This window comes from Alkaliphilus pronyensis, from assembly GCF_009017275.1.
Classification (GTDB): Bacteria; Bacillota; Clostridia; order Peptostreptococcales; family Natronincolaceae; genus Alkaliphilus_C; species Alkaliphilus_C pronyensis.
In genome coordinates this window covers 13,804-38,757 of the sequence record NZ_WBZC01000022.1, presented here as the reverse complement: position 1 = coordinate 38,757, position 24,954 = coordinate 13,804, and the positions used below count along the sequence as shown (strand labels likewise).

Annotated in this window: 27 protein-coding genes; 26 read left to right on the top strand and 1 reads right to left on the bottom strand. The window is 34.9% G+C overall.

Features of this window, described 5'->3' with window-relative positions:
* Positions 1-13 precede the first annotated feature (13 nt).
* Both F8154_RS06940 and F8154_RS06935 read left to right on the top strand, forming a co-directional pair.
* Positions 14-241, top strand: a complete 228-nt coding sequence (locus F8154_RS06940) for a sulfurtransferase TusA family protein (RefSeq protein WP_151860887.1) — start codon at positions 14-16, stop codon at positions 239-241.
* Between the two features lie 28 nt (positions 242-269).
* Positions 270-791, top strand: a complete 522-nt coding sequence (locus F8154_RS06935) for a YeeE/YedE thiosulfate transporter family protein (RefSeq protein ID WP_151860886.1) — start codon at positions 270-272, stop codon at positions 789-791.
* Positions 792-902: 111 nt separating this feature from the next.
* Here F8154_RS06935 and F8154_RS06930 read toward each other — a convergent pair whose 3' ends face one another.
* Positions 903-1,802 carry a LysR family transcriptional regulator gene (locus tag F8154_RS06930; RefSeq protein ID WP_151860885.1) on the bottom strand — a complete coding sequence of 300 codons (900 nt, stop codon included), beginning with the start codon at positions 1,800-1,802 and terminating at the stop codon, positions 903-905.
* 260 nt (positions 1,803-2,062) lie between these two features.
* Between F8154_RS06930 and F8154_RS06925 the strand changes: the two genes are divergently transcribed.
* The 24 genes from F8154_RS06925 (at position 2,063) to F8154_RS06810 (ending at position 24,890) form a co-directional block, all read left to right on the top strand.
* The gene (locus F8154_RS06925) at positions 2,063-3,037 is read left to right on the top strand and encodes a sulfurtransferase (protein WP_151860884.1); all 975 of its coding nucleotides are present in this window, start codon (positions 2,063-2,065) and stop codon (positions 3,035-3,037) included.
* 100 nt (positions 3,038-3,137) lie between these two features.
* A complete protein-coding gene (locus F8154_RS06920; protein WP_243141197.1) occupies positions 3,138-4,925 on the top strand; it encodes an FAD-dependent oxidoreductase in 1,788 nt (595 codons plus the stop codon).
* Positions 4,922-5,707, top strand: a complete 786-nt coding sequence (locus F8154_RS06915; RefSeq protein WP_207706855.1) for a (Fe-S)-binding protein — start codon at positions 4,922-4,924, stop codon at positions 5,705-5,707. Before F8154_RS06920 ends, F8154_RS06915 begins: the two co-directional genes overlap by 4 nt.
* A gap of 16 nt (positions 5,708-5,723) precedes the next feature.
* The gene (locus F8154_RS06910; protein WP_151860882.1) at positions 5,724-6,407 is read left to right on the top strand and encodes a TVP38/TMEM64 family protein; all 684 of its coding nucleotides are present in this window, start codon (positions 5,724-5,726) and stop codon (positions 6,405-6,407) included.
* 21 nt (positions 6,408-6,428) lie between these two features.
* On the top strand, positions 6,429-7,673 hold the full coding sequence (locus F8154_RS06905) for an ABC transporter substrate-binding protein (protein ID WP_151860881.1): 1,245 nt from the start codon (positions 6,429-6,431) through the stop codon (positions 7,671-7,673).
* 1 nt (position 7,674) lies between these two features.
* Positions 7,675-8,544, top strand: coding sequence for an ABC transporter permease (locus F8154_RS06900; protein WP_151860880.1), 870 nt, complete (start codon positions 7,675-7,677; stop codon positions 8,542-8,544).
* 81 nt (positions 8,545-8,625) lie between these two features.
* Positions 8,626-9,360 carry an ABC transporter permease gene (locus F8154_RS06895; protein ID WP_243141194.1) on the top strand — a complete coding sequence of 245 codons (735 nt, stop codon included), beginning with the start codon at positions 8,626-8,628 and terminating at the stop codon, positions 9,358-9,360.
* Between the two features lie 15 nt (positions 9,361-9,375).
* Positions 9,376-10,395, top strand: a complete 1,020-nt coding sequence (locus F8154_RS06890; protein WP_151860878.1) for an ABC transporter ATP-binding protein — start codon at positions 9,376-9,378, stop codon at positions 10,393-10,395.
* Between the two features lie 32 nt (positions 10,396-10,427).
* Positions 10,428-11,021 (top strand): CDP-alcohol phosphatidyltransferase family protein, encoded by a 594-nt coding sequence (locus F8154_RS06885; RefSeq protein WP_151860877.1) that lies wholly within the window; start codon positions 10,428-10,430, stop codon positions 11,019-11,021.
* A 105-nt stretch (positions 11,022-11,126) separates the two neighbouring features.
* Positions 11,127-11,882: a DUF1385 domain-containing protein gene (locus F8154_RS06880; RefSeq protein WP_151860876.1), complete on the top strand. Its 756-nt coding sequence runs from the start codon at positions 11,127-11,129 to the stop codon at positions 11,880-11,882.
* Positions 11,883-11,924: 42 nt separating this feature from the next.
* Positions 11,925-12,866, top strand: coding sequence for an LCP family protein (locus tag F8154_RS06875; protein WP_151860875.1), 942 nt, complete (start codon positions 11,925-11,927; stop codon positions 12,864-12,866).
* A 21-nt stretch (positions 12,867-12,887) separates the two neighbouring features.
* Complete coding sequence (locus F8154_RS06870; protein ID WP_151860874.1) at positions 12,888-13,592, top strand: cytochrome c biogenesis CcdA family protein; 705 nt, start codon at positions 12,888-12,890, stop codon at positions 13,590-13,592.
* A gap of 22 nt (positions 13,593-13,614) precedes the next feature.
* The gene (locus tag F8154_RS06865; RefSeq protein WP_151860873.1) at positions 13,615-14,157 is read left to right on the top strand and encodes a TlpA family protein disulfide reductase; all 543 of its coding nucleotides are present in this window, start codon (positions 13,615-13,617) and stop codon (positions 14,155-14,157) included.
* A 75-nt stretch (positions 14,158-14,232) separates the two neighbouring features.
* On the top strand, positions 14,233-14,448 hold the full coding sequence (locus F8154_RS06860; protein WP_151860872.1) for a hypothetical protein: 216 nt from the start codon (positions 14,233-14,235) through the stop codon (positions 14,446-14,448).
* A gap of 346 nt (positions 14,449-14,794) precedes the next feature.
* Positions 14,795-15,052 carry an alpha/beta-type small acid-soluble spore protein gene (locus tag F8154_RS15500; RefSeq protein WP_151860871.1) on the top strand — a complete coding sequence of 86 codons (258 nt, stop codon included), beginning with the start codon at positions 14,795-14,797 and terminating at the stop codon, positions 15,050-15,052.
* A 195-nt stretch (positions 15,053-15,247) separates the two neighbouring features.
* The gene (gene rodA / locus F8154_RS06850; protein WP_151860870.1) at positions 15,248-16,363 is read left to right on the top strand and encodes a rod shape-determining protein RodA; all 1,116 of its coding nucleotides are present in this window, start codon (positions 15,248-15,250) and stop codon (positions 16,361-16,363) included.
* A gap of 141 nt (positions 16,364-16,504) precedes the next feature.
* Positions 16,505-17,833: a magnesium transporter gene (mgtE, locus tag F8154_RS06845; protein ID WP_151860869.1), complete on the top strand. Its 1,329-nt coding sequence runs from the start codon at positions 16,505-16,507 to the stop codon at positions 17,831-17,833.
* Positions 17,834-18,042: 209 nt separating this feature from the next.
* Positions 18,043-18,732, top strand: a complete 690-nt coding sequence (gene sleB, locus F8154_RS06840; protein WP_151860868.1) for a spore cortex-lytic enzyme — start codon at positions 18,043-18,045, stop codon at positions 18,730-18,732.
* 41 nt (positions 18,733-18,773) lie between these two features.
* On the top strand, positions 18,774-20,120 hold the full coding sequence (gene ypeB / locus F8154_RS06835) for a germination protein YpeB (RefSeq protein ID WP_151860867.1): 1,347 nt from the start codon (positions 18,774-18,776) through the stop codon (positions 20,118-20,120).
* A 161-nt stretch (positions 20,121-20,281) separates the two neighbouring features.
* Positions 20,282-20,647 carry a hypothetical protein gene (locus F8154_RS06830; protein ID WP_151860866.1) on the top strand — a complete coding sequence of 122 codons (366 nt, stop codon included), beginning with the start codon at positions 20,282-20,284 and terminating at the stop codon, positions 20,645-20,647.
* A 100-nt stretch (positions 20,648-20,747) separates the two neighbouring features.
* Complete coding sequence (locus F8154_RS06825; RefSeq protein ID WP_151860865.1) at positions 20,748-21,446, top strand: ATP-binding protein; 699 nt, start codon at positions 20,748-20,750, stop codon at positions 21,444-21,446.
* 197 nt (positions 21,447-21,643) lie between these two features.
* Positions 21,644-22,993 carry a glucose-6-phosphate isomerase gene (locus F8154_RS06820; RefSeq protein WP_151860864.1) on the top strand — a complete coding sequence of 450 codons (1,350 nt, stop codon included), beginning with the start codon at positions 21,644-21,646 and terminating at the stop codon, positions 22,991-22,993.
* 114 nt (positions 22,994-23,107) lie between these two features.
* On the top strand, positions 23,108-23,920 hold the full coding sequence (gene murI, locus F8154_RS06815) for a glutamate racemase (RefSeq protein ID WP_151860863.1): 813 nt from the start codon (positions 23,108-23,110) through the stop codon (positions 23,918-23,920).
* Positions 23,913-24,890, top strand: a complete 978-nt coding sequence (locus F8154_RS06810; RefSeq protein WP_243141193.1) for a DMT family transporter — start codon at positions 23,913-23,915, stop codon at positions 24,888-24,890. The genes murI and F8154_RS06810 overlap by 8 nt, the downstream gene beginning before the upstream one ends.
* The last annotated feature ends 64 nt before the right edge of the window (positions 24,891-24,954 follow it).

Below are 24,954 nucleotides of genomic sequence, written 5' to 3'. Positions count from 1 at the left end.
ATAGGAGGTAAGTATGGCAGAATTTAGATTAGATTGTTTATATGAAGCGTGCCCCATTCCGTTGTTGAAGGCCCATAAAAAGCTACAGCAAATGAAGATTGGGGATTTATTAATACTAGAAACAGACCACAATTGTTCAATTGTAAATGTAGTAGACTGGGTAAAAAAGCAGGGCCATCATGTGGATTATATTGAAATTACTGAAGGACAATGGGAAATTTTTATAGAAAAGCAGAAGTGAATATGGCGATTAATTGGGGGGGAAGAGATTGAAAATATATAATAAAATATTTAAAAATCCTTGGACCTATAGAACTGGAGCTGTGCTTCTTGCTACTTTCAATATTCTACTGTTTTACACTACAGGCAGAATGTGGAGAGTAACCAATGGTATTGTTTCTATTGGTGCCTTTATTCTAGAAAAAATAGGCTTAGAACCATCAAAGTGGTACTACTTTACCACCTATAGAAATATAGATATTAAAACCAGTGAATCTTTTTTGGCAAATCCATATATTCTACTAAATCTAGCTATTATTTTGGGTGCCCTAATCTCTGTACTCTTAGCTTCTGAATTCAAGTGGAAAAAAATAAAAAGCAAAAAACAACTTGGTTTTGCTTTGCTTGGTGGAGTAATGATGGGCTACGGAACTAGGTTGAGTTTTGGTTGTAATATTGGTGGATATTTTAGCGCCATACCATCCTTTTCACTACATGGATGGGTATTTGCTTTTTTTATGTTGGTGGGGGCTTGGGTTGGGTCTAAAATACTTGTAAGATACCTACTGTAGCCTGTTGAAAATGCCCCACCTTCTGCGTTACTGCGAAGAATTAGCACCCTTGCCTAGTATATAGCTGGGGCCTACGCTAGTTCTTTTTTGGTCCTTGAATCAAATGATTTTTTAACAAAAGCCCCTCTTGGAGGATTTAATAAATTGGATAAAGCTCAGTTCATGGGGGCTTAAAGTGTGGTCTTTTCGGTAAGCCATATAGAACTCGGTGTTTACTTCAAGATTATCAATATTAATCCTCTTTAAAATACCATCTTTTAACTCTCTCTTAATAGATAGCTCTGGAATAAAAGAAATGCCTTTGCCTGAGAGAACTGATGATTTAATGGCCTCCATTGAATTCAATTCATAAATAATATTTAGATCATTTAAATCAATATTCTGTGTTGCTAATGAATCTAATAGACACTGCCTAACCCCAGAGCCTTCTTCTCTAAAAATTAAAGGAATTTGCTTTAACTCTTTTATGGAAATTGTATCTTTAATTAAGGGAAGGGATGTCACCAGTAATAGACGACCACTGGTGATGAGCTCCAGCACTAACTCATCCTGCTTACTATGATTACAATCACCATGGATAATTCCGAGGTTAACCGTTCTGTCTAAAAGCTTTCTAAAGATATCAGAGGTATTGTTGATATCTAAGTTAATATGAATATCTTTGTTGCTTTCTTTATAAACATAAATACTACAGGGCAAAGCATACTCCCCTACAGCTTTACAAGCTCCTACTAATAACTGTTTTTTATTATCAATTAAGTTAGTCAAATCCCTTTCGATATTATCTTGAATAGATAATATTGTACTGGCATAGTCGAAAACAATCTTTCCAGCCTCTGTAAGTTCAACACCCTTATTACTACGATTCAATAAACTTACTTGAAGGTCCTTTTCTAAGGATTGTATTTGCATACTGACACTAGGTTGAGTTAGGTGGAGGATCTTTGCGGCTTTAGTAATACTATTAACCTTTACAGTAACAAAGAAAGCTTTTAAGTATTGAAAATTCATGAGATCACCTACCAATCTAATTTTTATTACAATTATTATAATTATAGCATATGTAATGTAGCTATACTATATAGGTACTGGTAGGTTAATTTAATGATTATATTCAATGATTTTTTAAATATACTAAACATTGTTAAAACATTAACTAATATAGGAAAGGATTATGCACCATAAAGAACATTTATTATCATAACAAGAATTTTTATTATACAATTAGATTGTAAAAAGTTTAACAAACAAAAAACAAGGGGGATTTTTTCATGAAAGGTAAAAATTTAATGATTATTTTATTAGCCCTAGTTGTAATTGCAGGTGGAGGGTACTACGGCTATACTCAAATGTTCGGAGTTCAAAAAGTTATTGTAGATGCAACAGAGCAAGGTCAAAAGATTGCAGAGTATGCAAACCCAGATGCCTTTATCACACCTTTACAATTAAAGGATCTTATGGATTCTGGTAAGGATGTTGTTATAATCGGCTCTTTAAATCCTAAAACAGGCGATGCACCGATCGAAGGGTCATTCACAATGTGGAGGGATGATTATTCAGCAAAAGAAGGCGCTTATGAGTTCGGAGGAATGAGAAATACAATCGAAGAAACAGAAGCAATTCTTTCTAGCTATGGTGCAACACCAAAATCAACAATTGTAGTTTATGCATCTAATGCTCATCATGATGCTGCAAGACTATGGTGGCAAATTAAATTACTAGGTCATAAGAACGTTAGATATTTAGATGGTGGTTTAAATGCTTGGATCGGAGCTGGATATCCAACAGGTGGCGATGCCCCAGTAGTAGAAGCAACAAATTATAAGGCACCAAAAGCAAGTGAAGCACTGGTCGCCAACTTTGAAGATGTGGTTGCGGCATTAAATACAGATACTGTTATATTAGATACACGAGCAAAGGATGAAGAAGATGGTAGCTCAACGAAAAAAGGAGCTTACGGTCCTGGAAAGATTTCAGGTGCTGTATGGATCGAGTGGACAAATTCAGTTAATGAAGATACAACACTAAAGTCTTTAGATGAGTTAAAGGAACTTTATGGTAAATTAGAAGGTAAAGAAATTATCCCTTACTGTCAATCGGGTGTTCGTAGTGCCCACTCTTTACTTGTATTAACTCAAGCACTTGGATATGAAAATGTCAAAAACTATGATGGATCTTGGATTGAATGGAGCTATGAGTATTATGAAAAGAATAATGCAGAAGCTCTAGTAGAAAATGGTAAGTAAATTAAGAAATAATGGAGAGGCGGCTTATTTTAGGTCGTCTCCCACTTTACATTTAGATGGATACCCACAAAAATAAGAAAGGGTGATTGTGTTGAGCAATGTGGTTTTTAGTGAAGGTGTTATAAAAAATGCTCAAAAAATAATAGATGACTGTATGGGGTATGAAGATGCGTTTTGTCAGAGTAGATGCCCTATGGGTACAGATGTTAAAAAATATGTTAATTTAATAGGCGAGAAAAAGTATGATGAGGCTATTAAAGTCATTCGTGAGAAATTATTCTTACCTAATACGCTGGGTAGGATTTGTGCCCATCCATGTGAAAAGGATTGCAGAAGAGGGGTAGAATTCAATCAACCAGTGGCTATTGCTGCCTTAAAGCGTTTTGCAGCTGAACAAGCAGACAATGAGTCTATCTGGGATACAACAACAGAAAGTCCAACTGGAAAGAAGGTTGCCATTATCGGAGCTGGTCCTGCTGGGGCTCAAGCTGCCATTGATCTTAGGAAAAAAGGCCACGCTGTTACTATTTTTGATAAGCTTAATGTAGTGGGGGGAATGATGCGGGTGGGTATACCTGAATACAGACTTCCTAGAGATATTATAGACCGTGAGTACAATTATCTAAACAAGCTTGGTGTGGAAATGAAGCTTGGTGTGGAAATCGGTAAGGAGATTAGCTTTAATGAGCTTTGCGAAAAATATGACGGGGTAATCATTGCCCATGGAGCCCACAAGGGTAACATTATTCCAATGGCAGGCCACAAGGCAGAAGGTGTTTATCCAGCTACCGAGTATTTAAAGGAAATTAGTCTTACTCAAAAATTCTCAAGAGCAGTAAAAAGAGTTATGGTAATCGGTGGTGGAGACGTTGCAATGGACTGTGCCCGTTCATCATGGAGAATTGGTGCTAAGGAAGTATATCAATGTTCTTTAGAAGACATGGCAAAGTTACCTGCATCCCAAGAAGAAATTCATGAATCTGTAGAAGAGGGCGTTGTTTTTAATGCTGGATGGGGTCCACTTGAAATAATTGAGGAGGATGGCAAGGTAACAGGAATTAAGATACAAAAAGTAAAGTCTATCCTAGACAAAGAAGGTAAATTCAATCCACAGTATGAAGGAGAAGCAAAGGTAATTGAAGTTGATACTGTGATAATGGCTACAGGGCAATTGGTAGAAGATGTTACAGGAGGAGTTCTTCCCCAGACAAGAGGCGGAAGATATGAGGTAGACAAAGAGACCCTGTCAACAAAGCTTGATAATGTATTTGTAGCTGGAGATGCTGCCGGTGGTTTCATCGTAGTAGAGGCAATGGCATTGGGTAGAAAGGCTGCAAACAGTATTGATAGATATTTAAAGGGCCAAGACTTAAGGGCTGATAGAGACTTCAAGAATGAATGGACCTATGAAACTAAATTAAACGTACCACTACCAGAGGGAACAGAAGATTTACAAAGACTACACACAAATATGCGACCTGCTGAAGAACGTAAAAAGGATTTTGCTCAGTCAGATTTAGGCTTTACTGAAGAACAAGCAGTTAAAGAGGCATCCCGTTGCTTAGTTTGTGAATGTAAGCTTTGTATGAAGGAATGTATTATGATGAACGACTTTGGAATCTGTCCAAAGGATATCATAACGGGGTTAGTAGAAGAAGGTAAGATGGAAGCGATGTTAGCTTATTCATGTAATGCCTGTGATAACTGTACAATTGTCTGTCCTCATGAACTACCGATGAAGAACATTTTCATTGGGTCCCGTAAAGACTTTGTAAAAGCAAATAAAGGGGAATCACCAATTAAAGGCCACGGAGCAATTAAGATACACCAAATACTTGGTTTCTCTAAGCTATTTACTACAAAAATTCGTGGAGGTAAGAAAAAATGACTATAAAAATCGATAAAAGTAAACGTTATGGGTTTATGCCAGGATGTAGCTTACCATCCTACAGTCCAGAGGCAGTAACTAAGACAACAGCATATCTTAACGAAGTATTCCCAAACTTCTCTGCAGTGCAAAAATGCTGTGGAAAGCCAACAAAGGCAGTGGGACAATACGATTTATTCAAGGAGCGATTTGCGGACCTACAAAAAGATATGGATGATGTTGATATTGATGAAATGATTGTAGCCTGTCAAAGCTGCAAATTAACCTTTGACGAAGCTAGTCCAACACCAACCCATTCACTATGGGAATTATTACCTATTATTGGTTTACCTAAAGAGCTTAAGGGTAAGGCTAAGGATAGTGATATTGTCTTCACCATCCATGATTCCTGTTCAACCCGTCATTTAACAGCACTTCATGATGGTGTTCGTTGGATATTGCAGGAGCTGGGATACAAAGTTGTAGAGTCAGAATACTCCAGAGAAAAGACAAGATGTTGTGGGTTTGGAGGGATGGTTGTACCAGCAAATCCTCCAGTGGCTGAAAAAGTAATGAAGCGTAGAGTAGAGACATTAGAAACTGATAAAATCGTAGTATACTGTTCTGCTTGTCGTTCATCTATTTTGAAGGGTGGAGCAAAGGCTTGGCATTTATTAGACCTTGTGTGGGGACCAGTAGTATACGCAAAGGATGCACCACCAGAAGATGTATTGTCTTCACCAGTTAAAGCATGGATTAACAGATATAAAGCAAAAAAAGGCATCGAAAAGGCGATAAAATAGAAGAGGGGGAATAGTTATGAATAAAAAATTAAAAACAATCATAATGGTTGCTGTTTTAGCAATAGCCTTTTATGGAATCTATAGCACAGGTTTAATTGATACACTGAAGGATTTTGATGAATTTCAAAAACTTATCGAAGATGCAGGATCTTTAGGATATGTTATTTATATTTTAATATTTATTGCAGCAGCAGTATTCTCTTTACCTGCTAGTGTTATTACCATTAGTGGAGGTATTGTTTTTGGACCAGTGTTAGGTGCCATCTTAGCCTTAGCAGGAGCAACTGCTGGAGCTATAGCAGCTTTCCTTGTTTCAAGATATATTGCAAGAGATTTTATTGTAGATAAGTTTGGCAAAAATGCAATTTTTAAAAAAATTGAGTCTGGTGTAGAAAAGAATGGAAAAGACTTTTTGATTTTAACTAGATTAGTACCTGTTTTCCCATACAATATCCAAAACTATGCCTATGGGGTAACGAATATTGAATTAGCCACCTACTCTATTATTACTTTAATTACGATGGCACCAGGTGCATTTGTTTATGCTTATATGGCTGGAGAAATTGCTCAAAATGGTATAACAACAGGTTTCTTTGTTAAACTGTTATTAGCAGGTGTTGTGTTGTTTGGGGTTTCTCAAATTCCAAAGATTTTTGCTAAGAAAAAAGGAATTGATATGGACCCAGTTAACAACAAGTAAAGAATGGTAGGAGGAAGATTTATGAGGACTAAAGGAGTATTACTGATTTGCTTCATCCTAGTAATTTCTCTGTTGTGTGCTGGATGTACAGAAAAAGATAAGGAACAAGATAATGGAGCTAGTTTACAGGATAAGACTTGGGAAGAAATAGTGGAGGAAGCAAATGGCACTACAGTATCTTTTTATGGCTGGGGTGGCAATGAGAAAATCAATCGTTGGTTAGATACAACTGTTGCTGTAGAGCTGAAGGAAAGGTATAATATCTCGTTGGAGCGTGTACCAATGGTGCCCAATGAATATTTGCCAAAGCTACTAAATGAAAAACAGTTAAAGGCTGAAGGGACTATTGATATTGTATGGATAAATGGAGAGAACTTCTATAATGCTAAAAATCAAGATCTTTTATATGGACCATTTACTCAAATGTTGCCAAATTTTAACCAATTTATTGATACAGATTCCCCCGATGTGGAGTACGACTTTGGACACCCAGTAGAGGGATATGAAGCACCCTATGGAAAAGCTCAAATGGTTTTTATTGGTGAAACCGCAGTGATTAAAAAATTACCAACAAATCATGTTGAACTAAAGGAATTAGCTGAAAAGCATGTGGGGAAGATAACTTATCCTGACCTAACAGACTTTACAGGTAGTGCCTTTATTAGAAATATCATCTATGACATTGTAGGATATGAAGCTTTTCTTGAATTAGAAGCAGATAAAGAAGTGGTGAGGGAGGTTATCCAGCCAGCGTTGGATTATTTAGTTGATCTAAAGCCATATCTATGGCGACAAGGAGAGAGTTATCCAGCTACAATTGCCCAGTTAGACAACATGTATGCCGATGGTGAAGTGCTGATGACTATGAACTATACCCCCTTCCACATCGCAGGAAAAATTGCTGATGGTACCTTTACTAAAACATCTCAGTCCTTCTTGTTTGACAAAGGAACCATTGGGAACACTCATTTCATGGGGCTTCCCTTTAATGCACCAAACAAGGCAGGGGCATTGGTTGTAATTAACCACATCCTATCTCCAGAAGTACAAGTGACAAAGTACGACCCAACGGTATGGGGAGACTTACCAGTAACTGATCCAAATTTATTAAATGATCAGCAAAAACAATTATTTGAGAGTGTTGAATTAGGAGAAGGTGTAATTCCTCAAGATATTCTACTACAACATAGAGTACCTGAAATGAGGGCAGAATTAGTACCGATTATTGAAGAATTATGGAGGGAAGTTGTTTTAGGACATGAGTAAAATGAGGAAGAAAATAAAACCCTATATCATGTTAATACCTGTTATGGTCTTTATATTAGGGATATTTATTGTGGGAATAGTATCTGGACTACTACAGAGCTTCGGATACTTTCCTGCAATAGGGTTGAAAACATTGACATTGCAATATTATAAGGATGTCTTAAGTAGCCCTAGTTTTATAAGGGCCCTGAGATTTAGCTTTTCTACGTCTTTTATATCGTCGTTGGTTGCGGTTGTATTAGGTGTTTTATTTTCATACCTACTGCTTTATGATCGAAGAAGAAAAGGAGGGCCACTGGTCAATATTTATAAGGTACCCATCATTGTACCCCACACTATTGCAGCCCTCTTAATCTTCATCCTATTTACCCAAAGTGGATGGGTAGCAAGGCTGATGTATCACCTAGGATTTATTGAAGATATGAAATATTTTAAGCCTCTGATATTTGATCGGCAAGGATTAGGGGTAATAATGGCCTATGTATGGAAGGGACTGCCTTTTATTACATTGGTCACTTTTGATATTTTGAGGAGTGTTGAGAATAAGTATGCCAAAACTGCTGCTAATCTAGGTGCCAACCATTTTCAAGTGTTTTGGTATATTTTATTACCTTTGATTCTGCCCACTGTTGCTTCAGGGTTCATTATTATTTTTGCTTTTTCCTTTGGTGCTTTTGAAATACCCTATTTACTAGGACCATCTACACCAAAGGCATTGCCCATCTTGTCATATATTCATTATAACAGTGTGAATCTAGCAGATCGACCCTATGCTATGGTTATTAATATGTGCATTGCCCTTTGTGGATTCATAACAGTTGGACTATATGTACTAACCTTTCAGTTTATTAAAAAATATAATAATCAATAAATTATGGAAAGATGTGTTATAATGAGAGTAAAATGGATAATAAAATATATAATCTTAACGGGGCTCCTTTTTCCACTATTAATGATGATAGGATGGAGTATTACCAGTGGGTGGTCATGGCCCAGTCTAATCCCTCAAGGGTTTACCTTCAGGGCCTATTCCTATGTATTGGAGCCTACAACTGGAGTATTTAAAATCCTCATAAATAGTATGATCCTTTCTATTGTAGTGACTGCCCTCACTTTGTTGGTGAGTATACCAGCAGCTAGAGCAATTGCATTTTATGATTTTAAAGGAAAATCAGTGGTAAAGGTATTAATCCTGTTGCCCCTTATTGTTCCCATGTTGACGGTGGCTATGGGGGTGCATTTAAGATTTATTCAAGTAGGTCTAGCCAATACTTTTTGGGGAGTTGTCTTGATTCATGTAATACCAGGGATACCCTATGGAGTAAAAATTCTTTTAAATGTTTTTGAATTAAATGGCAATAAGATTGAAACTCATGCTAGAATATTGGGGGCTTCACCTTTGCAGGTGATCCGCTATGTAACATTGCCATTGATTACCCCTGGATTAATCATTGCGGGAAGTATCATCTATATCGCTTCCTTTAGTCAGTATTTTATCACCTTCTTGATTGGAGGCGGAAGGATTGTCACCTATGCTATGTTTTTGTTCCCATTTGTTGAATCAGGGGACAGAACCATGGCTTCTGCATTAAGCATTGTTTTTATTCTCTCCATTACATTAGTACTATTTATTACGGAAAAAATAGTTGGAAACTTCTATGAGAAGAGTAGTCGATACTACGTTTAGTGAAAAGAGGCAATTATGGCAATAATATATCTAAAGAACATAAACAAATCCTACGATAATAAAGTCGTTTTGAAGGATATTAATTTGATAATAAATGAAGGACAATTGGTAGTGTTGCTGGGACCAAGTGGTTCTGGTAAAACGACATTGCTTCATGGTATTGCTGGTATGATTGATTTTGACCAAGGGGATATTTTTTTTGGTGACCAACTGATGAACCATGTATCCATTGATAAAAGAAATGCTGTTTTAGTAGATCAAAACCTACTATTATTTCCCCATATGACAGTTGAATCCAATATAGCCTTTGGATTAAAGATGAGAAGGGTAAAGAAAAGCGTCATCAAGCAAAAGGTAGATGAATTGATTCGATTATTAGAATTAGAGGGACATGAAAAAAAGTATCCCAATGAATTATCGGGAGGGCAAATGCAGAGGGTGGCCATTGCTAGAGCTTTAGCTATCGAGCCTGAGGTATTGCTTTTAGATGAGCCATTTTCAAAGCTAGATATCATGTTAAGAAAAAATATGCAGGAGTTCGTAAGAGCATTGCAAAAAAAGTTGAATATTACCTTGATTATGGTGACCCATGATCAGGAGGAAGCATTATCAATGGCAGATCAAGTAGCCCTGTTGCTTTATGGAGAAATTAAACAGTACGCTTCGCCAAATGAAATCTATGAAAAACCAGTTTCAAAAGAAGTAGCAGATTTTTTTGGTGTAAGAAATTATTTTGAAGGAAAAATCATAGATGGAGAATTTCATTCTCCACTAGGAAGATTTAGTACTCATTTATCTGATTGTGAGAAAATAACCTTTATGTTTAGACCAGAGCAGATTAGCTTCGGTGAAAAGCAGAAGGATAGCATAGAAGGTATTGTAAAAAGGAGAGTGTACTCTGGCGATAAAGTCATGTACACCATAGATGTAAGGGACTTTGAAATATATGTTTCTAGTTTTATACATAAGGATTTTAAAGTAGGAGAAGAAGTAGCTCTGCAAGCAAACTTTGACAAAGCAGTTTATTTTATATAATTGGATTGTAGCATGGAATAAGGAGGAAGCAGATGTTAGATACAAGAGCCAGAAGCTATATACAACCTTTGTTTGACAAGGTGGCAGACTTATGTATAAAGTATAAATTATCTGCTAATCATGTGACGGTCATAGCCTTAATAATTGGGTTAGTACCATCAATAGTGTTATATCTAGATTTTTCCAACATACTGGCTGTCAGTATACTATGGCTGTCGGGATGCCTAGATGCAGTTGACGGAACAATTGCAAGAAAAACTAAGGCATCATCTCCTTTTGGAACGATTATGGACATTACCTTTGATCGTATAGTAGAAATCTCTTTGATGCTTGTATTGGCCCTGAAATTTTCCAGTAATCCATTCGTATTTGTAGTTCTAGCAGCCACCATCATCATAAATATGACAATTTTCCTAACTGTTGGTGCAGCCTCAGATAAAGTTTCGCAGAAAAGCTTTTATTACCAACCTGGACTTACTGAAAGAACTGAAGGATTTATTATGTTTTCTTTAATGATTTTACTGCCTAATTATACTGATTATATTGCACTAATTTTTGCAGCTATGATTATATTTACTTCTGGGCAGCGGTTTATGGAGGCTCATCGTTTTTTTAAGGATAAATAAACAGCCAATTGTGAAGTAATAAAGGTTGAAATGGATAATAAGGTTGTTGCTATTTGGGGAGATGGATGCGGAAAATGAACAAATAGTCTATAAAGAGGTGATTTTTTGAAGGTTGGTGGGTTAGCCCATAGAAATGGCGTTACTTTTTTTAGTGACGCCTTTAAAATAAAAGCCATAAAGAAAAACAATAAAATAGACTATAAAATAAAATGGATATTACCACCTAGCTGGTTTAAAAAAATAAGAATTAGACCTGTATTTACTATAATTAATACAATATACTATCAATTTATGGTCTTTGATACAAAGATTAAGCTGCTGTTGGCCTTAATACTTCTACTTTATTTTATTGAACCCTTTATACCAATAAAGTATAACCCTCAATATTATTTAAATCCGCTAGAAGCAATGGGTGTAGTTATAGCAATAATTGTTATATTCCATAGACCCATAATTAAAACCTTAAAATTCCATGGGGCAGAGCATAAGGTAATAAACTGTTATATAAGCTATGGCTATGTAAGTGAAGAACTAGTAAAAAAATCCTCAAGGTTTAACAAGAGGTGTGGTACTAATCTTGCTGTAATCTTTCTAATATTATATGGTATTTCAACAGTTTTTGCTGCTGAATCAATAATTATTGTAGTTTTTGCATTCTTTATATCAATTATAATTTCCAAGGCACTAACAAAGCTAAAAGGTAAAAGGACCAACTCAATTGTAAATGCTTTTCAATGGATAACCGTTTGGGAACCCTCTGAAGAGGAGATATATATAGCTACGCAAGCTTTTTTAAAGCTATACAAGTCCTACAACATCTATTGTAGAGAAATGAGAAAAGCTAATATAGATGTGTTATAATATAATAGATCAATTCAGCATAAGAATAAGAGGTGGATAAATATGAAGGGATTTATTCTAAAGGGACTTGCGTTTGTGTTGGCATGTATAGCATTAGCCTTTATTTCTGGTTTTGTTAGCTTTATGCTTACTTCAGATGGTGTTGACCATGACGACAGCCTTAAAAGGGATACAATAAAGGAAGCCAACCAACTAATAAAAGAAACAGCAGTAAATAATGAATCAACTCAGCAACATATAAACTTTATAATTGCAGGTATAGATAAGGGTGAGAATGATACCCTAGCCTTTGCCACCTACGACAGGAAAAATCAAAGGCTTGACTTAGTTTTTATTCCACGGGACACCTATTATAGATTTAAAGGTGGTAAAAAGGCCAATGTAGATAAAATTCAGGATGTTTATGATTCCATGAAAGTAGATGGGCTAATACATGCTGTAAAGGATATAATGGGTGATATTGAAATAAATAACCACATAGTAACTGACTATAAAGGCTTCATAAACATTATTGATTCCATAGGTGGAGTTGAGATTACAATAAAAGATAGGATGTATTATAATGATCCATATCAAAAGCCTCCCCTAATAATAGATTTTCAGCCCGGCACATATAATCTTAATGGCACAGATAGCTTAAAATATATCCGTTATATCAAGGGAAATAAATCTAACTTTGCAAGTCGTGGAGATGATATAGGCAGGATTAAGGAAACCCAGGTATTTATAGGAAAGGCCTTAGATAAAGCCTTCACCTATAAGCTACCAACTGTGTTAACAACAGCCTTTAAGTATTTGACTACAGATTTTACAGCTAAAGATATTGCTGTTATAGGTATATCATTAGTGGGTATTAAATCAGAAAACATTAATTTTCACATAATACCAGGAAATATGACGCCAGAAAACTATTATGTAATTGATAAACAACAGCTAGAGAACTTAAAAAATGATATATATGGAGCTAATAATGAAAATCAATAGCTTGTTAAGGGGAGTATAAATATGACAGAGGTATCTTTAATAATAGCATTGCTGGCTGGAGTGTTGTCCTTTCTATCTCCTTGTGTGTTAACAATGATACCTGCCTATATAGGCTTTATAAGTAATGATTTTTCTGATAATGTTAATACTAAAAAGGGTTTAATCATAAGAAGAGCCTTAATGTTTGTTATAGGCTTCTTTATGGTTTTTACATTATTAGGTGCAGCAGCAGGATTCATTGGTAGTAGGCTTTTTACCTATAGACTTTATTTAATGAGAATTGCAGGTATCTTTATCATTATATTTGGTATGAAAATGGTAGGATTACTGAATATATCCTTTTTAAACAGAGAGCTTAGGGTGAAGGCACCTACAAAAATAAATAATGGGTTAGATGCTTTTCTAATGGGAATAGCATTTGCAGCAGGCTGGACCCCCTGTGTTGGTACTGTATTAGGCTCTATCCTTTTATATGCCAGCACAACTACCACCTTTTATAGGGGAGTTTTACTATTAATAATGTATTCAGTTGGTTTAGCGTTGCCCTTTATGCTTACTGCTATGTTAATAAACAAATTCAATAGGAACTCTCAAGAGCTAAGCAAAATATCTCCTATTATTGCAAAAGTAGGAGGTATTGTAATGATTATATTTGGTTTAGCTATTTTCTTTAATAAATTAACCTTTTTTAATAAATACTTTGATTTCATTAATATTGGAATTTAAATCTAAATAAAGGAATGATAATATGCTAAAAAAAACCATTATAATTCTGTTGGTAGCTGTTGCTATGGTGGCCTATACTGGCTGCAATATCCTTGAAGATAATGGCAGTAGCAAAGATAATACTAAAATAGAAGATACACAAAATGAGGAGCTAAATTTTGGCTCTAAAGAAAATGATAAAGCCTTAGATTTTACTCTCCGTAATCTTAAGGGTGAAGAAGTTAGCTTGAGGGATTATGCAGGAAAAAAGATTATTCTTAATTTTTGGTCTAGTGAATGTCCACCCTGTAGAGAAGAAATGCCAGCATTAGATGAGTTTCATTTAAGCCACGATAACATTGTAGTTTTAGGGGTGAACCTCGGTGAAAATTCTAACACCGTTAAGGACTTTATACAGGATGGAGGCTACAGCTTTCCAATTCTTTTAGATGAAAAGCTTAGTGTTGCTGAAGACTATGGAATAATCTATATGCCAACAACATTTTTTATTAATGAGGAAGGAATAATTGAAGATATTCACGTAGGACTTTTGACATTAGAAGACCTAAAAGAAAAATTCAATTGATAAATATAATCTAATCACATATTTCACTTAATATCATATTATAGCAATAAAGATGATAAAAGGAGTGAATAATTAATGTCAGAGGTAAAAAATAATAATAATATTTTAAGTTCCTTTTTGGGCGGCATTGGTGGAATCGGTGGAAAACACAGCAACATTATTTTAATAATAGTTGTATTACTGCTTTTGGGTAACGTAGGAACCTTCTGGGGCAAACTTGATGAAAACTTGATTCTTGTGTTTGTTCTTTTCATAATTCTACTTGGTGGTAGTGGTTCCTTTAAATTTTAAGTACTTAACATATCCTCTTTCCTTAAAAAACTCGGCGATCTTATTTAATTGAGTAAAAATGATTGCCGGGTTTTTTGTTGCCCATATAAATATATTTCCAAAATGTATAATGCTTTGAATTATATTTGCTTTAATGGCTGTAAATATTATTACTAATAAAAAAATGATTATAGTTAACAACTATTTTTAAATAAAATTAATTATGATATTTAGGGAAATAGTTGAAAAACACTTAAATTATGAGGTTGGTGCTAAAATTTACAATGTGTAAAAGAAAAGATTCTACAAATAATACTAGTGTAGCAAATGAGCTACTAAAAAAATAACATCGAAGGGAGGAACAATAATGAATACAACACCTAATCAAACTAGCCAAACTGGTACAACTAGTAATGTTAACAGAACAGGCAGAAACAATATTGTAGTTCCTGAAGCTCGACAAGCATTAAACCAAATGAAAATTGAGGTTGCTAATGAACTAGGGATATCAAATTACGATCAAATTGATAAGGGTAACTTAACAGCAAGACAAAACGGTTATGTAGGCGGAACAATTACTAAGAGATTAGTTGAGTATGCTGAAAGAACTATGGGTGGAAAATAATAAAATAGATTAAACTAAATAAAAATAAAAGCGAGGCCTATAGGCTTCGCTTTTATTTTACAGCCTATATAAGTGTTGCAAAATACTATAAATTAAAGTAAACTTATTAGTGTCAGATAGCAATTCAAAGATTTAACTATGACATGCTTGCTTAGACATAATAGTGTGTTTTAAAATGGATATGGAGTGAATAAAATGAAACTAGAAGGTCGATTAATAAAAAAAATTGACTATACAATAATTATAATAGTGCTGCTTATATGTAGCTTAGGAGTTTTAATGATTGGCAGTGCTACCCATACCTATGTTGGAGGAAGCGAAGGCTTTATTAAAACGCAAATTACTTCGATAATTTTAGGACTAATCGCTATAGCTATTATACTATTAATAGATTATAATTCAGTTGCTAGATTTTGGGTGCCAATATATATAGCCTGTAATGGCTTACTATTGGCAGTGCTGTTATTTGGCTCAGGTAAGGAAACATGGGGTGCCAATAGATGGATACGAATTGCAGGCCGTCAATTTCAGCCTGCTGATTTTGTAAAAATAGGGATTATCATTTGCTTAGCAAAAATAATTAGCGATAATAAAGATCGTATTAATGAACCCTTAGTTCTATTAAAAATATTTGCTTATGCTGGATTACCTATGGTTTTAATTTATTTACAGCCAGACTTAGGAACTACCATGGCCTTTGCCTTTTTCACCTTTGGTATGATCTTTATAGCAGGCCTAAGGTTTAAATATATTATAGGTACTATATTAACTGGAGTTATTTGCTTTCCCATAATGTGGTTTACTGGCTTATTAAAGCCCTATCATAAAAATAGAATTATGGTTTTTTTAAATCCTGAGCTTGATCCATCAGATACTGGCTATCAAATTTTACAATCAAAGCTTGCTGTAGGCTCAGGTATGTTTTGGGGTAAAGGACTATATAATGGCAGTCAAACCCAATATGGCTTTTTACCAGAGAAGCATAACGACTTTATTTTTTCAGTAATTGCAGAGGAGCTAGGATTTATAGGAGTTACTGCTTTAATAGCACTGTATGGTTTTCTCCTTAAAAGATTTATAAGCATTGCAAGAGATGCAAAGGATGATTTTGGAGCATTTCTTGTAATAGGTAACACCTTTATGTTAGCCTTTCATATTTTCGCCAATATTGCAATGACCATAGGGTTAATGCCTGTAACTGGAAAACCCCTGCCCTTCATAAGCTATGGTGGAACCTTCATGCTAACCAATATGATAGCTGTTGGTATAATATTAAATGTTAATATGAGGCGAGATAAAATTAATTTTTAACATAAAACAGCATTTAGAATGGAGGTGGTGGAAATGGATTCGCACCCGGACTCTTACAGAAAACATATAAAAAACAATATAAGGGAGAGGATATTTCCATCACTAAGAAAATATCCTCTTCATAGTTAGGAGGGTGAAATAATGAATGAGAGAATTATTCAACTAATAAACGAAAAAAAGTTTTCAATATTAAAGGAAGAATTAAATGAAGCTATGGCAGTTGATATTGCCGAAGCTTTTGAAGAGCTAGACAAAAAAAACAGCATTATTCTTTTTAGATTACTAAGTAAAGACTTGGCTGTAGATGTTTTTTCCTATCTATCAGGGCAGCAGAGGAAGGATATTGTAGATGCCATCCATGAAACCAAGCTTAATGAAATTATAGATGAATTGTACTTTGATGATATGATAGACTTCTTAGAAGAGATGCCAGCCAATGTTGTAAAAAAAATCTTAGTTAATGCTACAGATGAAGAAAGAAAACTAATAAATCAATTTTTGAACTACCCAGAAAACTCAGCTGGAAGCCTGATGACTATTGAGTATGTAGATCTAAAAAAGGAAATGACAGTTAAAGAGGCATTAGAGCATATAAAGAAAACAGGGGTTGATAAAGAAACAATATATACCTGTTATGTTTTAAATGAGAAAAGGAAGCTGGAGGGTATTGTATCCTTAAGGAAGCTTGTTTTACTGGAGGATAATTTATTAGTAGAAGAGATAATGAACGAGGATTATATCTCCTGTACAACCCTAGATGATCAAGAGGAAGTAACATTGCTTTTTAAGAAATATGACTTATTAACTGTACCTGTTGTTGATAAAGAGGCTAGACTAGTGGGGATTATAACGATTGATGATATTGTAGATGTAATTGATCAAGAAAACACAGAGGACTTTCAAAAAATGGCTGCTATGGAACCAAATGATGAGGAGTACCTGTATAGCAATGTATTTTCCCTAGCCCGAAGAAGAATAGTTTGGTTAGCTCTATTAATGGTAACTGCAACATTAACAGAAATGATTATAGGCAGGTTTGAAAGCACTCTAGCTGCTATTACAGTTTTGGCTGCCTCCATCCCTATGCTTATGGATACCGCAGGTAATGCTGGTGCCCAATCATCAACACTAATAATTAGAGGTATAGCATTAGGTGAGGTAGAGCTAACAGATTACATAAAGGTATTTTGGAAGGAGTTTAGGGTTAGCTCCATAGTAGGAATCGCCCTAGCTTCTATAAATTTAATCCGTATGCTTTTATTGGGAAGTGAAGCATCTGTTGCCTTTACAGTATCTATTACTTTACTAATTACCATTATGATGGCTAAGGTTGTAGGTGGTACCTTACCTATAGTGGCAAAAAAGCTAAGGCTAGACCCAGCAATAATGGCAGGGCCATTGATTACCACCATTGTAGATGTTATGGCACTATTAGTTTACTTCAATATTGCAGGAGTTTTAATATTGTAGACAAACCCTCGAAACACAGGGGGACGGAGGTGCTGTGTTCACACATAGCCAGCCTAATAATCCATAAACCAAGAGGAAAAGGGCGTTGCAATAGCAAATTCAATTTGCTAATGCAACAGCCCCTTTTTTTAGTTATGATATTTTGGATAAATACACTAAATTTTGATAAAAATAATATTGTTCAACTAGATTATGCGAGGAGGATACTTATGAGAAGAATCAAAACTCTTGCCATCTTTTTTATATCAGCTATGCTGTTTTTGTCCATATCCTATATAGCGATAGAAAGGGTAAATGGACAAAATTTATACTGGGGCTCTAGGGGCGATGATGTAAGAGAGCTTCAAACAAAACTACAGCGATGGGGATATTATGATGGACCAATCAGTAGTGTATATGGACCACAAACTTTTGAAGCAGTTAAAGACTTTCAAAGGGCAAATGGGCTGGCTGTTGATGGGGTTGTTGGACCTCAGACCAGGGCTGCTCTAGGAATGTCACAACAACGGGTTACAGCTGCAGCTTCCACAGGTCAGGGGGTTTCAAGAAGTGACGATATAAATCTACTAGCTAGGATTATCCATGCTGAAGCAAAGGGAGAGCCCTATGAGGGAAAAGTTGCTGTTGGTGCAGTAATTTTAAATAGAGTTAGAAATCCTGCTTTCCCCAATACTATGGCTGGGGTTATTTATCAGCCCTGTGCCTTCGAGCCAGTTAAAAATGGATCAATAAATCAAGCAGCAGATGATGAAGCCTACAGGGCTGCTAGGGATTCATTAAACGGATGGGATCCTACTGGTGGTGCCATATACTTTTGGAACCCTGCTACAGCAACCAGTAGATGGATTTGGACTAGGCAAATAACATTAAGAATTGGAAGGCATGTTTTTGCCCATTAAAAGTAGTGTTAAGTAACTTATGAAAAAGGAGGAGGTATTAGATGAAAAAATATATTATACCCGGTATACTTTTAGTTGCCCTAATTGCTGTAGGAGTATGGGGATATAATCAACAACAGCAAAAAAATGATTATCATATCTACCTTGATACCCAGTTTCAAAGACAGTTTTATGATTTAATAGGTCATGTAGAAAATGTTCAAGTGGATTTATCAAAGGCAATGCTTTCTGGTTCAAGTAATGACATGGTTAGATTTTTAAACAATACAGTCAACCAATCCTATTTAGCACAGGAAAAGCTAACCCAATTACCCTTTAATCATAGCACCATAAGACAAACAGAGAAGTTTTTAAGTCAAATTGGAGACTATTGTACAGCCATGGTAAGCAAGTCCTTAGAGGGCTATGTTCCCAATGAAGAAGAAATGACAACAATGAAGGAGCTACATAATTATGCTAATTTATTGGCAAAGGAGCTAGTAGAAATGCAGCAGCATGTTGCCTCTGGGGGAGTTAACTTTGGAGATTTAAGGAGAATAGGTAACAGAGATATTGAAGATGTAGATGAACATATGAAGGATTTAAACCTAATTAATATTGAAGAGAGAATGCAGGATTACCCCGAATTAATATATGATGGTCCCTTTTCCGAGCATATGAAGGATATTAAAGCAAGAATAAAGGGAGAAGCTATAGATCAAGAGGAAGCCCTTCAAATAGTTACAGATACCTTTAAGGATGAAGGAATAACTAATCCAAGAGTAATAGAAAGCATACAAAACACAACAATAGATGGATACTATATTAAAGCTGAAAAGAATGGTGATAATGGAAGTGAGGTCTCTGTTGGTGTTAGTAAAATAGGAGGTAATATTATATGGTATCTTAACCCTAGAGCCTTAGGAGAAAGTAAACTAAATGCAGAGGAGGCTGTTGCTAAGGCAAATGAATTTCTAGAAAAAAGAGGCTATTCAAAAATGGAGCCCACCTATAAAATGGCATATGAGGGTGAGATGATTATTAATTTTGCATACAAGGAAAAGGATGTTTTAATATACACCGACCTTATTAAGGTTAAGGTAGCCCTAGATAATGGTGATATTATTGGTATGGAATCTCATGGCTATTTAGTTAATCACCATGAAAGGGAAATCCAAGAGCCAGAGCTATCGGAGGAAGAGGCAAAGGAGAAGCTTTCAAGTAGGGTGAAAGTAGAAAATTCAAGATTAGCAATAATACCTACAGAAGGTAAACATGAAATACTATGCTACGAGTTTAAGGTTAAGTTTGGGCAGGACAATTATCTAATATACATTGATGCCAACACAGGGCAGCAAAAAAGAGTATTATTATTAATTGAGCAGGAGGACGGTACATTAGTAATTTAATCAACTGAATTTGGTAAAGAGACAAACTTAAAGTTAATGTTTAACTTTAAGTTTGTACATGTTTAAAATACTAAATAGTAGCTTGAAGTTAAAGTTGAAGATTAACTTAATGGTACCCTTTATTTTTAATCAGAATAAATTGTATTAAAGGAGGTAATATCATGGGGTTAATGAATAAATTATCAAGCTCAATGTCCAACACTGCTAAATCCTTTTCAAAGGTTTCTAATAATATGATAGAAATAAGTAAATTAAATCTTAGTATTAAAAGAAGAGAGGAGGAGATACGAGAAAAATTTGAAGAGATAGGACAATATGTATATGGACGCCTGAAAAGAATGAATATGATAAATCGAATTGAGCTTGTAGAGCTTATTTCAGAAATTCATGGGCTGGAGGAGGATATAAGCTCATTAGAGAAGCTTATTTTAAATCTAAAGGGTGTAAACCTTTGCGAAGCCTGTGAAATAGAGCTAGATGATGAGGCTAAATACTGTCCTCTGTGTGGGAAGAGATTAAAAAATTAATAATTGTGATGTATCTCAATGGTTTTTGTGCTAATTATCACATACTTAATATCCCCTCTAGTGTATTATTAACTTAAGATAAGCTAAAGGAGAGGATAAAATGAGCATAAGAAAAATCATTGAAATAGATGAAGCAAAGTGTAATGGATGTGGTTTATGTGTTCCCAACTGTGCAGAGGGTGCTATTAAAATTATAGATGGCAAAGCAAGGCTAATAAGTGATGTTTATTGTGACGGGCTTGGAGCTTGCTTAGGTCATTGTCCCGAGGATGCCCTAAAAATTGTTGAAAGGGAAGCAGAAGAATTTGATGAAGAGGCAGTTATTGAAGCTAGAGGACAAGGTGGTTGTCCAGGTAGTAGAATGATGGATTTTAAGGAAGAAGATAATGAAAGTACAGGAGAATTAATTAGCAGCGGTGATATAGAAATCAATATAAAGCCTCAATTAAAGCAATGGCCAGTTCAATTAAAGCTTGTACCAGTAAATGCACCATATTTCAACAATAGTGATTTACTTATAACAGCAGATTGTGTACCCTTTGCTTATCCAAACTATCATTTAGATTTGCTAAAGGGGAGATCAGTTGTAGTAGGCTGTCCAAAGCTCGACGATCTTCAATTCTACATTAAAAAGCTAACACAAATTATAAAAGAGAACAACTTAAATTCAGTCACGGTGGCATATATGGAGGTTCCATGCTGTCAAGGAATTGTAATGGCAGCAGAAGCGGCTTTGAAAGCTGCAAATAAAGACATTCCATTAAACAAAGTCAAAATAGGTATAAATGGTAAAAAATAATATAAAACTATATATTACAAAGCCTGCATAATGCAGGCTTTTACAATTAGCTACATAAGCATTGATAACCTTGTAATATACTGTTAATTGTGTTACCTTATAGAAAAGTACCAAAAACCCCCTAATTTACTTGGGGTAATTCACATATAATTGAGCTGTTTATTTAATAACAAGATATTTATCGGGAGGCAAAGCTAATGGAAAAAGTTAAGTTTGACTACTCTAAAGCAATAAATTTTATAGGAGAGCATGAATTTGAGAATATGAGGCCTATGCTAGATGTAGCCCACAACCTTCTCCACAACAAAGCAGGTGCAGGAAATAATTATACCGGTTGGCTTCAATTACCTGAAGAAATTAGCAATGATGAGTTAGAAGAAATTATCAGAACAGCAGAGGAAATAAAAGGTAAATGTGATGCATTTATAGTTGTTGGTATAGGTGGCTCATATCTTGGTGCTAGATCTGCTATAGAAATGCTTACTAATCATTTTCATAATTATACCTCGAAGGATGAAAAACAAACCCCTAACATATATTATGCAGGCCATAATATAAGCTCAACCTACTTAGCCCAACTAATTGAAATTATTAAGGAAAAGGATGTTTGCGTAAACGTTATATCTAAGTCTGGAACCACCACCGAGCCAGCTCTAGCCTTTAGAGCTCTAAAAAATCTTTTGGAAAAAAAATATGGAAAGGAAGAAGCAAGAAAAAGAATAATAGCCACCACCGATAGGAAGCAAGGGGCATTAAAAAAACTAGCAGATGAAGAGGGCTATAAAACCTTTGTAATTCCAGATGATGTTGGAGGAAGATTCTCAGTACTTACCCCTGTGGGACTATTACCCATTGCTGTAGCTGGTATTGATATTACAAATATTATTGAAGGTGCGAAGGCATGTATGGAGAATAGCTATAATTCAGACATAAGCAATAACTATTGCTATCAATATGCTGTAGCAAGGAATATTTTATACAGTAAAGGTAAAACAATAGAGCTTCTAGTAAATTATGAATCTGCACTTCAATATTTTGGCGAATGGTGGAAGCAATTGTTCGGAGAAAGTGAAGGTAAAGATTATAAGGGTATTTTTCCAGCAACCCTTAACTTTTCTACCGATTTACATTCAATGGGTCAATATATTCAAGAGGGTAAACGAAATCTATTTGAAACAGTGATACAAGTTAAAAAGCCATTAGAGGATATTGTTATTAATGAAGAAGAGAATAATTTAGACGGATTAAACTACCTGGCTGGAAAAACAATTAGCTTTGTTAATGAGAAGGCCTTAGAGGCAACAATTTTAGCCCATGTAGATGGAGGAGTACCAAATTTAATAATAGGTGTTCCTAAGCTTACTCCCTTTTACTATGGTTATTTAGTATACTACTTTCAAAAGGCATGTGGCATTAGTGGGTACCTTTTAGGGGTAAACCCATTTAATCAGCCAGGTGTAGAAGAATACAAAAGAAATATGTTTGCACTACTAGGAAAGCCAGGCTTTGAAAAAGAAAGGGCTCAGCTGTTAAAAAGATTAAAGTAATTTAAGTTGTTAATAATATTAAAGGCAATGTACTACTTTTAGTAGACCATTGTCTTTAATTTTGAATTTTGATAATATAATAATATTAATCTTAAAAGATAGGTGGAATTATTAATGAAAGAGGTTGAACTATTACCTATTGGGGTTTTTGATTCAGGAGTAGGAGGAATAAGTGCTTTAGCCCAACTTATAGCTATAATCCCTAATGAGAAATACATCTATTATGGAGACTCAAAAAATGCACCCTATGGTACAAAAGCCACCACGGAAGTTATGGTGAGGTCATTGGAGGTGGCAGATATACTGATTAAGAAAGGGATAAAGCTGCTTGTAGTAGCCTGTAATACTGCAACCAGTGCTGCTATTGTACCCCTTAGGGAAAAACTGGACATACCAGTAATTGGTATGGAACCAGCATTAAAGCCTGCAGTAAAGCTGAATAACCATAAAAAAATTGTTGTAATGGCAACACCAGTAACACTAAAGGAAAAAAAGTTTAGTAATTTAATACTTCAATTTGAAAATGAAGCAGATATAATTAAACTACCAGCACCTGGTCTAGTTGAAATAATAGAAAAGCATGGATCAAAATCTAAGGATTTAGAAGCTTATTTAAAAAGACTGTTTTATGGCCTAGACCTTTCAAAAGTCAGCACCATTGTACTTGGCTGCACCCATTATGTGTTTATAAAGGATACAATTAGAAATGTAGTAGGAAACAACGTAGATTTAATTGATGGAAACTACGGTACAGCTATTCATGTTAAATCCCTACTAAGTGGAAAAGAAAACAACCAAGTAGATGAACATACCAGTGTACAAATAATGAGTTCCAGCACCTCAAAGGCTATGGTTAACTTAAGTAAGCGACTACTAGAGGAAGAGCTTCATAAGCTTAATCATAAGGGTTCAATTAAGTATGTGTAAAGATAATACATTAAAGGAAGAAGGACTTAAAATGGAAAAAACCAACAATAAAACAATACTACTAATGCTACTATCTTCAATATTTTGGGCAGGTGCTTTCATAGGAGGTAAACTTGCAGTTGAAGAGTTTCCCCCATTTTCATTAACCTTTTTGAGATTTTTCTTTGCCTCAATTGTTATTTTTCCGGTTATGGTTAAGTACGAAAAAAAGAACTGGCATTTAAAGAGGGAAGATTACCCTGTAATGATGTTTTTAGGCTTAGTAGGCATGGTTGGTTATCATATATTATTTTTTATTGCCTTAAAGTATACATCGGCTGTTAATGCCTCAATGATAGCTGCTATCAATCCATTATTAACTACTATTCTTGCCAGCATCTTTTTAGATGAAAAGCTAGGATTACTGAGGATAGGGGCAATAATAATTGCCTTAATAGGTGTTGTTATTACAATATCGAGGGGAGACTTATCGGTAATTCAAAGCTTTAGCTTTAATAGGGGAGATATTATTATGATTATTGCAGTATCCTGCTGGGCTATATATTCAATAGTTAGCAGAAGAGTTATGGGTAAATACTCACCCTTAATTTTAACCTGCTACAGCTTTATTCTATGTACAATTTTTACCTTTCCCTTTGCACTGTTAGAAAGGCCAGATGTTTTTTTAGGTAATACCTCCATATTAGGTTGGAGTAGCGTGCTGTATATGGCAATATTCCCCTCAACCATTGGATATTTAGTTCAACAGACATCTATAAAAGAGCTAGGAGCAAGTAAAACTGCAATTTTTATAAACCTTGTTCCTGTTTTCTCAATGCTTCTATCGGTTATAATTCTACGGGAAAAAGTTTCTACAATTACTATTATTGGTGGTATTCTAATTGTAGCTGGAGTATACCTAACAACAAGGCTTAAAGATAGTTATAATTTAAATAAGCTGTTTAAAACACCAGAAAAAGCAAAGCAATAATTTTTTATTAATTGTCCTTTAAGAATAATTGAATAATCATAAATCCATACTATTTATGAAGAAA

Coding starts and splice junctions, on each gene's coding strand:
- F8154_RS06940 (WP_151860887.1), top strand. CDS start 14: ATGGCAGAATTTAGATTAGATTGTTTATATGAAGCGTGCCCCATTCCG.
- F8154_RS06930 (WP_151860885.1), bottom strand. CDS start 1,802: ATGAATTTTCAATACTTAAAAGCTTTCTTTGTTACTGTAAAGGTTAAT.
- F8154_RS06925 (WP_151860884.1), top strand. CDS start 2,063: ATGAAAGGTAAAAATTTAATGATTATTTTATTAGCCCTAGTTGTAATT.
- F8154_RS06915 (WP_207706855.1), top strand. CDS start 4,922: ATGACTATAAAAATCGATAAAAGTAAACGTTATGGGTTTATGCCAGGA.
- F8154_RS06910 (WP_151860882.1), top strand. CDS start 5,724: ATGAATAAAAAATTAAAAACAATCATAATGGTTGCTGTTTTAGCAATA.
- F8154_RS06905 (WP_151860881.1), top strand. CDS start 6,429: ATGAGGACTAAAGGAGTATTACTGATTTGCTTCATCCTAGTAATTTCT.
- F8154_RS06900 (WP_151860880.1), top strand. CDS start 7,675: ATGAGGAAGAAAATAAAACCCTATATCATGTTAATACCTGTTATGGTC.
- F8154_RS06895 (WP_243141194.1), top strand. CDS start 8,626: ATGATGATAGGATGGAGTATTACCAGTGGGTGGTCATGGCCCAGTCTA.
- F8154_RS06890 (WP_151860878.1), top strand. CDS start 9,376: ATGGCAATAATATATCTAAAGAACATAAACAAATCCTACGATAATAAA.
- F8154_RS06885 (WP_151860877.1), top strand. CDS start 10,428: ATGTTAGATACAAGAGCCAGAAGCTATATACAACCTTTGTTTGACAAG.
- F8154_RS06875 (WP_151860875.1), top strand. CDS start 11,925: ATGAAGGGATTTATTCTAAAGGGACTTGCGTTTGTGTTGGCATGTATA.
- F8154_RS06870 (WP_151860874.1), top strand. CDS start 12,888: ATGACAGAGGTATCTTTAATAATAGCATTGCTGGCTGGAGTGTTGTCC.
- F8154_RS06865 (WP_151860873.1), top strand. CDS start 13,615: ATGCTAAAAAAAACCATTATAATTCTGTTGGTAGCTGTTGCTATGGTG.
- F8154_RS06860 (WP_151860872.1), top strand. CDS start 14,233: ATGTCAGAGGTAAAAAATAATAATAATATTTTAAGTTCCTTTTTGGGC.
- F8154_RS15500 (WP_151860871.1), top strand. CDS start 14,795: ATGAATACAACACCTAATCAAACTAGCCAAACTGGTACAACTAGTAAT.
- rodA (WP_151860870.1), top strand. CDS start 15,248: ATGAAACTAGAAGGTCGATTAATAAAAAAAATTGACTATACAATAATT.
- mgtE (WP_151860869.1), top strand. CDS start 16,505: ATGAATGAGAGAATTATTCAACTAATAAACGAAAAAAAGTTTTCAATA.
- sleB (WP_151860868.1), top strand. CDS start 18,043: ATGAGAAGAATCAAAACTCTTGCCATCTTTTTTATATCAGCTATGCTG.
- ypeB (WP_151860867.1), top strand. CDS start 18,774: ATGAAAAAATATATTATACCCGGTATACTTTTAGTTGCCCTAATTGCT.
- F8154_RS06830 (WP_151860866.1), top strand. CDS start 20,282: ATGGGGTTAATGAATAAATTATCAAGCTCAATGTCCAACACTGCTAAA.
- F8154_RS06825 (WP_151860865.1), top strand. CDS start 20,748: ATGAGCATAAGAAAAATCATTGAAATAGATGAAGCAAAGTGTAATGGA.
- F8154_RS06820 (WP_151860864.1), top strand. CDS start 21,644: ATGGAAAAAGTTAAGTTTGACTACTCTAAAGCAATAAATTTTATAGGA.
- murI (WP_151860863.1), top strand. CDS start 23,108: ATGAAAGAGGTTGAACTATTACCTATTGGGGTTTTTGATTCAGGAGTA.
- F8154_RS06810 (WP_243141193.1), top strand. CDS start 23,913: ATGTGTAAAGATAATACATTAAAGGAAGAAGGACTTAAAATGGAAAAA.